Raw genomic sequence first — 10,353 nt, 5'->3', positions numbered from 1 at the left:
AGAGTGTAATTTGTTTCATAGGGCTATGATGATCCCATTTGGGACAAAATCAAGCATTTTCAATGATCACGGGTATAGAGGTCTGATTGTCGACACATGCTGTGACAAATCGTTTATAGCATCACTTTAAGTCTCGGTTCATTCTGCGAGAGTTAAGCTTTTCTGGGGGATTATTTAAAAAAGGAGCTCGCGTTATCGTGTCTATATGGATTGAACTGGAGACATTAATATGTGCAGACTAACGACCCATTGAATAAAATGAATATTAAAACTGTATAGCCGGCAAAGCAAAAGAGACGCTCGAAGCGTCTCTTTTAGGATAAAGTCGTTAACCGTAACGCTTAACGAATTTTACGGTCTTCTTGCATTAAGTCTGAGATAATGTTGTACACTTCTGTAATAGACTCATCAGGTAATGGTTTGTCTTCTACATCACGCAGCAATATTTTAGTTTGATTAACATCTTCGGTTTCTTTAAGCAGTAGACGATAATTGCCTTTTTTCAATGACAACTTTTCTTCACTCCATAAAGAGCTCCAGAAACCGCCGCTTTCTTCTAAATTAATGTAAAACAAGCCTTTGCTGTTATCCATATCAACAACATCAAAACCCATTTCCGGTAACACTAACCGTAAGCGATCCCAAACCGATTTGTAACTTGCATCAGCTAACCAATAAGCAGATTCGCTGGCATTCGTCACTAAATCAACTTTAATACCAAGACTTTGCTCAATCCGTGCAGCACGGATAGCTTGATCACGTTTAATACTCATATAAGCAATGGCATTATTTAGCATATCAGTGGTATAACGACGCTTGTCTTCACCATTTAATAAAATCTTTTGATCTTTATCATCGTAAAATTCTTGATGTTCAATTAAATCAATTGCGACAGAGCCTGAACGACCGTGAGATTTCACCTCTACTTGATAACGATAGCGTTGACGAAGTTGATACACTTTGTCACTGCTCCACCAATTAGATTCAATGACTTCATCATTTTCAATCCAATCAGTTTCAATAAAGCCTGCAGCCATATCTTCACTACGCACAGCAATATTGTTTTTGGCTAGATAACCATTAATCACATCAAATATTTCTTGATTTAAATCAGTGGTACTTTCAATCGATTCAATCACCACTCGAATATTATCATTGCTTTCTTCGATGTGTGTGCCTTCAGCCATTGGTAATACTTGCAATGGTGCACGAATATCAAGATTTTTACCCACAAGTTGCTTGTTTACTTTATTGCCCACAGCGGGAATATCATATTCTTTGCTGTAAGTAGGCGTATTCAAGCCCTGTGGGATCGTCAATAATGGCGTAGTTTCAGCATTGACGAAATCATCATCACCATTTGCCTGACGGCGATCTAATGGTGTACTGCAAGCTGTAATAGCTGCAACAAGGAGTAACGGAGTGACTTTCTTTAACATGAATTTATTTTACCTCGATATGAGCTTGTTTCATTGTTTCTATTAACAGACCATGAAACTGCTCAGAAAGTTCAGTTAAAGGTAAACGAATATGACCATCAGCTATCAAACCCATTCTATGAACAGCCCATTTTACTGGGATTGGGTTGGCTTCACAAAATAAAGAGCGATATATGCCCATCAATGGTTGATCAATGGTGGCAGCTAATTGAGCATTTTTAGATAATGCGGCATCACACATGGCTTTAAACGCATGTGGAACAATATTATTCGCTACGGAAATAACGCCATTACCACCCAGCAATAAAAACTCGCGTGCTGTGGCATCATCACCGCTGTAAAGTAAAAACTCATCACCACACAATTCGCGCAAACGTGAGACCCGGCTTAAATCGCCAGTAGCCTCTTTTACACCAATAATATTACTCACCTTTGATAATTCCGCCACGGTTTCGGGTTTCATATCAACAGCGGTACGACCTGGTACATTATAAAGAATTTGCGAAATGTCAGTACTTGCAGCAACCGCCTTATAATGGGCAATGAGCCCCTTTGGCGAAGGCTTATTGTAATAAGGGGTCACGCCAAGCATGGCGACAACACCTGATTTTTGCATTGCTTTGGTTAATTCTATTGCTTCTGCAGTGGCATTGGCGCCATTACCACCAATAACAGGCAGACGACCTGATGCAAACTTAACCGTTTGGGTAACAACAGCCACATGCTCTGTCATAGGCAAAGTTGCTGATTCGCCTGTAGTACCGACCGCGACAATGGCATCAGTACCTTGTTCAATATGAAACTCAACAAGTCGTTCAAGACTTGCATAATCTACTGTGCCATCACTATTCATTGGTGTGATTAAGGCTACGATGCTTCCGTTTATCATCTATCTTCCCCACGGTTTCAGGATTCGCTATGTTACTGATGCCAACCACTAATGACAAGCTCTACGGTAACCAGAATCTGAAATAAGTTATTTATACTATTTATTGCACAGTAACCTAGCATCTTTGAAGCCATAGCGCTAAAAAATAATCACATTTATGTGAGTGATATAGGTTAGTATATTGAGGTGTTTTAGTGAAAAATGATAGTATTAACACCCGCACCAAAACTTACATGCTTTGGCATAAGTTTTCGCTCTAAGATATCAAAAAGTGAGGAAAATCCATGACCAATTATCTGGTCGTTACGGCAATGGGCGCAGACCGTCCTGGATTAGTGAGTCGTTTAGCGCGTTTAGCAAGTGATTGTGATTGCGATATAGTCGACAGTCGTATGGCATTATTTGGTAATGAATTTACCTTAATTATGATGATATCAGGATCTTGGTCAGCGATGACAAAAATCGAAAGCTTATTACCCGTGTTGAGTGTTGAACTTGAACTCATGACGGTAATGAAGCGAACATCCAAACATACGCCCAAAAACTTTGTCTCTCGTATTGAAGTTATTTTTAATGGTGAAGATCTACGCGGAACCATGAAGAGCATTACCCATTTCTTGGCTGAAAGAGGCCTCGATTTAGGTGCAGTCCGCTCCCACGCTGAAGATAATAACAATCTTAAAACTCAGTCGATTCTACTCGCTATCAATATCCCCGATAAAGTCAATCTATTGAAGCTTGAACAAGGTATTCATGAACTGGCTGAATCTTTGTCATTAGAGTGCACCATTAAACGTATGCAAGGTATTGCGGCGCCATAATAGTTAAAAATGTTTAACCACGGTAATACAATCCATATTGATGCGATTAACGTGAACTTCTCAGGGCTTTTTGAGCAGAAATCGCATCTTAAATATTAAGGACAACTGATGAATACATTACAGGTCGGTGATAACGCACCACAATTTAGTCTTAATAACCAAGCAGGTGAAACCATATCGTTAAAGGAAGTATTAACGAAAGGTCCTGTGTTGGTGTACTTCTACCCTAAGGCATCGACTCCCGGATGCACAGTGCAAGCACAATGCCTGCGCGATATCAAAGCACAACTTGATGGCTTAAACGTAACAGTATTGGGCATTAGCCCTGATCCTGTGGCTAAACTGGCCAAGTTTTCAGACAAACAACAACTCAATTTTGCTTTGTTAAGTGATGAAGACCATGCCGTTGCTGACGGTTTTGGTGTGTGGGGCGAGAAAAAATTTATGGGTAAAATTTACGATGGTATTCACCGTTTAAGTTTTGTCGTGGGGACTGATGGTAACGTTAGCCATGTACTCAACAAGTTCAAAACCAAAGATCATCATGAAGTGGTATTAGCGACACTGGCAGATTAATTCAGCTCAATCCCATCGTATGACAGTTACATGACCCTTGCATGAGCAACAAAAAGGCTTAGCAACTGCTAAGCCTTTTACATTATTATCAAGCTAATTAAGACGAAATGTCACTAATAATCACCTCACAGTGAATTACACCACTTTAGGTTCTTCGCCGGTTTTAAGTTCACAGACAGTATCGCGAGTCGCATCGTCAACGGGTGTTGCGGCGAGTTGATCCTTAGCGGTCTTTTTGACAACCTCTTGTTCAGTTAACTTATTGGATAACTCACTGGTTTCCTGCTGCACTAGTGTCGCTTTTTCAGCTAATCAACGGGCTTTTTCATCCACTTCAAACAGAGCAAGCTCTTCTTCTTTACGGCGTGACTTTTCAATTGCACGAAGCTGCGCTTCTTGTGCTTCACGAACGACTCTCGCTTCAGCTGCCACTTTTGCATCTGCTTCAACTAATGCTTTGGTTTTCCGCTCCGCTTCATCATCTACAGCTCGCTGAATAACCGCTTGATCTTGTGCTTCTTGCGGCAATAAGCTAATTAACTCGATACCCACAGGGAGAACAATCGCTTCAACGCCAGAGAACACTTTAACTTTACCTTCTTTCGTTAAATAAACCAGAGGCATAGCCGTTTCTCCATAGCGTTTTTTGAAATGTGCAAAGGTAAAGTTTTCGGTAATGTTAGTTATTTTCAGTACCGCGCCTTTTGCCATTAAAGTGGCAATCTTGGCATAAGAGATATTCTCACCAAACAAACATAAGCGTTTTAGATAGGATTCAGACAACTGATGACGAGCACTCGCACTGTCAGCATTATTTAAACCATAAACTTTTTCTGTGCCCATTAAATCTTGGAAGTGAAATATTACCAACGGATTTAACTGACGGTAAGGCGATATCACTAACACTCGGCCAATGCCACTTAAGTCCATGTAATTAGTGGCATGCTCTGAGGCAGGATTACCAAAATATACCGGAATATTGACCATGCGCGCTTGACGAATGTTGTCCCAGTTGTTATCGGCTAAAATGACCTTAATATTTTTGGAAATTAAAATTAAAGCCAGTTCACGGGAGAATTTTGATGCTCCAAATATCAATACCCCTTGGTTTGAGCCTTCTTTTACCCCTAAAAATGCCGCCCAACGACCGGCGGTTAAACTTTGGATCACTACCGTACCAATAATGATTAAGAATACTAACGGCACAATCGAACTCGCGCCTTCTAACCCAACCGACTCTAACTTAATTGCAAATAAAGATGAAATGGCTGCCGCCACAATACCGCGAGGTGCAACCCAACTTAAAAACCACTTATCTTTTGACGATAAGTTGGTGCCTAAGCCAGAAATCCAAATGCTTAATGGACGCGCAATAAACATCGCCACTAATAGTACGCCAAGACCACCAAAACCAAGATCAAGCATCGCCCCCGAATCAAGACGAGCCGCCAATAGAATAAATAGCGCTGATATTAACAGTACCGTTAGGGTCTCTTTAAACTCGAGGATATCAGCGATGTCTACGCCACGCATATTGGCTAACCAAATCCCCATAACGGTTACGGTTAACAGACCAGACTCTTCTTGTAAGATGTTAGAACCGACAAAAATACCCAGCATGATGGTGAGCACGGCAGTATTACGCAAATAATGTGGAAACACGTTTTTACGGATTGCGATACCGGTCAAAAAACCGGCCGCAGCGCCTAAGCCAAATCCAAGCAGTAAGGTTAGCCCTAACGCATTCAATACATGAGTGGTTGGATCGGCGGCGGCGGCAATATACTCAAAAACAAGTACCGCTAATAACGCACCAATGGGATCAATAACAATACCTTCCCAACGTAAAATACTGGCCAAATTTGATTTGGGTTTTACGGTGCGCAACATTGGTACAATCACGGTTGGACCCGTTACCACTACTAATGCGCCGAATAACATGGCGATAGCCCAATCAAAACCGAGAAGGTAATGGGCGGCGGGCGCAATACACGCCCAAGTAATAAAAGCGCCGATCGTGACGAGGTGTGTCACCATGCGGCCATGCTCTTTAATTTCTTTAAAATTAAGTGTTAGTGCCCCTTCAAACAGGATGACCGCAACACCTAAAGAAATAATAGGAAACAATAAATCGCCGAAAATTTCATCTGGATCTAATACACCTAACCCTGGCCCTAACAGTAGACCACATAATAGAAGTGGTAAAATTGCTGGTAGACGTAATTTCCAACCAACCCATTGACACAAAAGCGACAGCACACCGATTAATGCCAGCATGCCGGTAATGTGTTCAACCATAATTGTTTCCTTTTGTATTGCCCTCGGCGCCATTCATTGACTCTGTCAGCAATCTGTTTCATGTTAATACATGAATGATTAATAATCGTCTCGCTTATTAACTTTTAAGTTAACAAGATTAAAAGGAACTTAGTGTATTTAATGGATCACAACAACGAGGTAGCTCCTTAATTAGAGACTTTTTTAATGACATAAAGATGACTTAATACGCATCAATATTGGGACAAATAAACTCAGCATATGACATACTAATTTGCCTAAGGGATCAAGCATTTTTTAACTTAGATTACAATTTTATAACAAGATAACGTTTTTCACATAAAATATTGTTTCTAATAAAATAATATTCTTTTTTGTGTCAAGTTAAGCTGTTTATTTATCGATAAAATAAAAAACCTCGGACATGCCGAGGTTTTGGGTAATAAACAGAGCCGTGACTATTGTGGCACTCTCACCTTACCTTCCATCAGTACCCGCGCACTGCGACTCATGATGGCTTTTTTGACTTGCCATTGACCTTGCACTAATTCAGCCTGTGCACCAACGCGCAGAGTTCCAGATGGATGACCAAAACGTACGGACGTTCTGTCTCCCCCACCGGCAGCCAAATTAACTAGCGTCCCCGGAATGGCAGCCGCAGTGCCAATAGCCACCGCAGCGGTACCCATCATGGCATGGTGTAATTTCCCCATAGATAATGCCCTAACGACCAGGTCGATATCTGTGGTTGTCACACTTTTGCCACTTGATGACACATAGTCAGCGGCAGGCGCAACAAAGGCGACTTTCGGCGTATGTTGACGAGCGACAGCTTCGTCGATATCACTTATTAAGCCCATTTTAACCGCGCCATAAGCACGAATGGTTTCAAACATGGTTAAGGCTTTATCGTCATTGTTTATGGCGTCTTGTAGCTCAGTGCCAAGGTAGTTAATATCTGCAGCATTGATGAAAATCGTCGGAATACCGGCATTGATCATGGTGACTAGAAAAGTCCCCACGCCAGGTACGTCAAGTTCATCAACCACATTACCCGTCGGAAACATTGCACCATCACCGTCGGCAGGATCAAGAAATTCGACTTGCACTTCAGCAGCAGGAAACGTCACGCCATCGAGTTCAAAATCACCGGTTTCTTGTACTTCACCGTGGGTTATCGGTACATGAGCGATAATGGTTTTGTGAATATTGGCTTGCCAAATACGCACTACTGCGGTGCCATTTTGCGGCACCCGACGAGCGTCAACTAACCCATTACTGATGGCAAATGAACCCACCGCGGCGGTCAAATTGCCACAGTTACCACTCCAATCGACAAACGGCTTATCAATCGAGACTTGGCCAAATAAGTAATCAACATCGTGATCTGCTTGAGTGCTTTTAGATAAAATCACCGTTTTACTGGTACTTGAGGTCGCGCCGCCCATGCCATCAGTGTGCTTACCGTAAGGGTCGGGACTGCCAATGACTCGCAGTAATAACGCATCACGTTCAGCCCCAGCCACTTGGGCTGCAGCAGGCAAGTCGGTTAAACTAAAAAATACCCCTTTACTGGTGCCGCCGCGCATATACGTCGCGGGAATTTTCATTTGTGGTAAATGAGTCATCAGATATTCCTGTTAAGCTTAAAAATAAGCAAACCCTTATGCCTGTTGATCATTAATCGAGATAAGGGTTTGCGGTAACGACATGATTACTTCGAGCCTTCAGACGCTAGAAAATCTTGGGCAAAGCGCTGTAATACACCGCCAGCTTCATAAATTGACAACTCTTCGGCAGTGTCAACACGACACTTAACAGGAATGGTCACTTGCTCAGCGTTTTTACGCGTCATGATCACCTTTAACATGGCACCCGGCTTGCGATCACCCAAAACATCATAGGTTTCAGTACCATCAATATGATAAGTATGACGATTATGACCTGCAGTGAACTCAAGCGGTAACACACCCATACCGACTAAGTTAGTGCGGTGAATACGCTCAAACCCTTCAGCAACAATCACTTCAACTCCAGCAAGACGCACACCTTTGGCCGCCCAGTCACGTGACGAACCCTGGCCATAATCAGCGCCAGCAATAATAATCAGTGGCTGCTTTCGCTCCATATAGGTTTCAATCGCTTCCCACATGCGTGTCACTTGGCCTTCTGGCTCAAGGCGCGCCAGGGAACCTTGTTTAACCTTGCCGTTTTCCTGCACCATCTCGTTAAACAATTTAGGATTAGCAAAGGTGGCTCGTTGGGCGGTTAAGTGATCGCCTCTGTGGGTAGCATAAGAGTTAAAATCAGCTTCTGGTAAGCCCATTTTGTGTAAGTAAGCCCCTGCAGCGCTGTCGAGCATAATCGCGTTTGATGGCGATAAATGATCGGTAGTGATGTTGTCGCCCAGAACGGCTAATGGACGCATACCTTTCATGGTACGCTCACCCGCCAATGCTCCATCCCAATAAGGTGGACGGCGAATATAGGTACTTTGTGGACGCCAATCATATTGCGGATTAATGTGACTGCCATATTCCACTTTAATGTCGAACATTGGCTCATACACTTTACGGAACTGTTCTGGCTTGACGCTGGCTTTGACAACCGAATCGATTTCTTCATCGGTTGGCCAAATATCTTTTAAGGTGACCGAGTGACCTTGGTTATCGATGCCTAAGATATCTTTTTCAATATCAAAGCGAATCGTACCAGCAATGGCATAGGCTATCACTAATGGCGGTGATGCCAAAAAGGCTTGCTTGGCATAGGGATGAATACGGCCGTCAAAATTACGGTTGCCCGACAATACTGCTGTGGCGTATAAGTCGCGATCAATCACTTCTTGTTGAATAACCGGATCAAGCGCGCCGCTCATGCCGTTACAGGTGGTACAAGCAAAGCCGACAATGCCGAAACCTAAGTGTTCAAGCTCAGGTAATAAACCGGCTTCTTCTAAATACAATTGCACCGCTTTTGAGCCAGGTGCCAGTGACGATTTCACCCAAGGTTTACGTAATAGGCCACGTGCATTGGCATTACGAGCCAATAAACCAGCTGCTATCATGTTGCGTGGGTTACTGGTGTTAGTACAACTGGTAATGGCGGCAATAATGACTGCACCGTCGGGCATTTTACCCGGTTCGTTTTCAACCATGCCACTAATGCCACGCGCCGCTAATTCTGAGGTTGGCACCCGAGAATGCGGATTTGATGGCCCAGCAATATTGCGACCGACTGACGATAGGTCAAAATGCAGTACCCGCTCATATTCAACACCCGTTAAGGTGTCTGCCCATAAACCCGCTTGTTTAGCATAGGTTTCGACTAATTTAACTTGGGCGTCGTCACGACCCGTTAGGGTTAAGTAATCGATGGTTTGTCTATCGATATAAAACATTGCCGCGGTGGCGCCGTATTCTGGGGTCATATTGGTAATGGTGGCACGATCGCCAAGGGTTAAATGGCTGGTACCTTCACCATAAAACTCAAGATACGATGACACTACTTTTTGCGCTCGTAAGTATTCAGTTAACGCAAGTACTATATCGGTGGCAGTAATGCCAGGTTGCGGCTTACCCGTAACCTCAACCCCAATAATATCAGGCAGACGCATGTAAGATGCACGTCCTAGCATGACGCTTTCAGCTTCTAAGCCACCTACGCCAATAGCAATAACGCCTAATGCATCCACGTGAGGCGTATGACTGTCGGTGCCCACTAAGGTGTCTGGAAACGCCACACCATCGAGTGCATGTACCACAGGCGACATACGCTCTAAATTAATTTGATGCATAATGCCGTTACCGGGTTGGATAACATCGACGTTTTTAAAGGCGGTTTTAGTCCAGTTGATAAAATGGAAGCGGTCTTCATTACGGCGATCTTCAATGGCACGGTTTTTCTCAAACGCGTCTTTTTCAAAACCGGCATGCTCTACCGCAAGTGAGTGATCGACAATTAATTGGGTCGGTACCACTGGGTTTACTTTTGAAGGGTCGCCACCTTTTTCAGCAATGGCATCACGCAGACCGGCTAAGTCAACCAATGCGGTTTGGCCTAAAATATCATGACACACCACACGGGCCGGGTACCACGGAAAGTCGAGGTCACTTTTGCGTTCAATAAGCTGCTTTAACGAATCAGTAAGCGTCTCAGGAGAACAACGACGGACTAAGTTTTCGGCAAACACCCGTGAACAATAAGGCAGTTTGGCATAAGCACCGGCCGCAATAGCATCAACGGCTTCTTCGGTATCAAAGTAGTCTAATTTTGTGCCAGGTAAAGGTTTACGATAATCAGTATTCATAACAACATCCACAGTAAATTCGGCGATCGGTGATCAATATGT

General features: G+C 43.2%; 8 protein-coding genes. 2 read left to right on the top strand and 6 right to left on the bottom strand.

Going from position 1 to position 10,353, the window contains the following annotated elements:
- Positions 1-341: 341 nt before the first annotated feature.
- Together bamC and dapA are read right to left on the bottom strand one after the other, a co-directional pair.
- Positions 342-1,439 (bottom strand): NlpB/DapX family lipoprotein, encoded by a 1,098-nt coding sequence (gene bamC / locus AAEZ02_RS17150; protein WP_124011522.1) that lies wholly within the window; start codon positions 1,437-1,439, stop codon positions 342-344.
- Between the two features lie 4 nt (positions 1,440-1,443).
- Positions 1,444-2,328: a 4-hydroxy-tetrahydrodipicolinate synthase gene (dapA, locus tag AAEZ02_RS17145; RefSeq protein WP_124011523.1), complete on the bottom strand. Its 885-nt coding sequence runs from the start codon at positions 2,326-2,328 to the stop codon at positions 1,444-1,446.
- A gap of 284 nt (positions 2,329-2,612) precedes the next feature.
- Between dapA and AAEZ02_RS17140 the strand changes: the two genes are divergently transcribed.
- Both AAEZ02_RS17140 and bcp read left to right on the top strand, forming a co-directional pair.
- Positions 2,613-3,149 (top strand): glycine cleavage system transcriptional repressor, encoded by a 537-nt coding sequence (locus AAEZ02_RS17140; protein ID WP_124011524.1) that lies wholly within the window; start codon positions 2,613-2,615, stop codon positions 3,147-3,149.
- A gap of 108 nt (positions 3,150-3,257) precedes the next feature.
- A complete protein-coding gene (gene bcp, locus AAEZ02_RS17135; protein WP_351124169.1) occupies positions 3,258-3,725 on the top strand; it encodes a thioredoxin-dependent thiol peroxidase in 468 nt (155 codons plus the stop codon).
- Positions 3,726-3,860: 135 nt separating this feature from the next.
- Here the strand turns inward: bcp and AAEZ02_RS17130 are convergent, their stop codons facing one another.
- From AAEZ02_RS17130 to acnD, 4 genes are all read right to left on the bottom strand, one after another.
- Complete coding sequence (locus AAEZ02_RS17130; protein ID WP_351088995.1) at positions 3,861-4,016, bottom strand: hypothetical protein; 156 nt, start codon at positions 4,014-4,016, stop codon at positions 3,861-3,863.
- 21 nt (positions 4,017-4,037) lie between these two features.
- Positions 4,038-6,023, bottom strand: a complete 1,986-nt coding sequence (locus AAEZ02_RS17125; protein WP_351076179.1) for a cation:proton antiporter domain-containing protein — start codon at positions 6,021-6,023, stop codon at positions 4,038-4,040.
- Positions 6,024-6,460: 437 nt separating this feature from the next.
- Complete coding sequence (gene prpF, locus AAEZ02_RS17120) at positions 6,461-7,630, bottom strand: 2-methylaconitate cis-trans isomerase PrpF (RefSeq protein WP_124011569.1); 1,170 nt, start codon at positions 7,628-7,630, stop codon at positions 6,461-6,463.
- Between the two features lie 86 nt (positions 7,631-7,716).
- Complete coding sequence (gene acnD / locus AAEZ02_RS17115; protein ID WP_351124166.1) at positions 7,717-10,311, bottom strand: Fe/S-dependent 2-methylisocitrate dehydratase AcnD; 2,595 nt, start codon at positions 10,309-10,311, stop codon at positions 7,717-7,719.
- Between the last annotated feature and the right edge of the window lie 42 nt (positions 10,312-10,353).

It is taken from the genome of Shewanella sp. T24-MNA-CIBAN-0130 (assembly GCF_040310185.1).
Classification (GTDB): Bacteria; Pseudomonadota; Gammaproteobacteria; order Enterobacterales; family Shewanellaceae; genus Shewanella; species Shewanella psychromarinicola.
The sequence above is the reverse complement of the archived record's forward strand: the minus strand, read 5'-3'. Positions and strand labels throughout refer to the sequence as shown.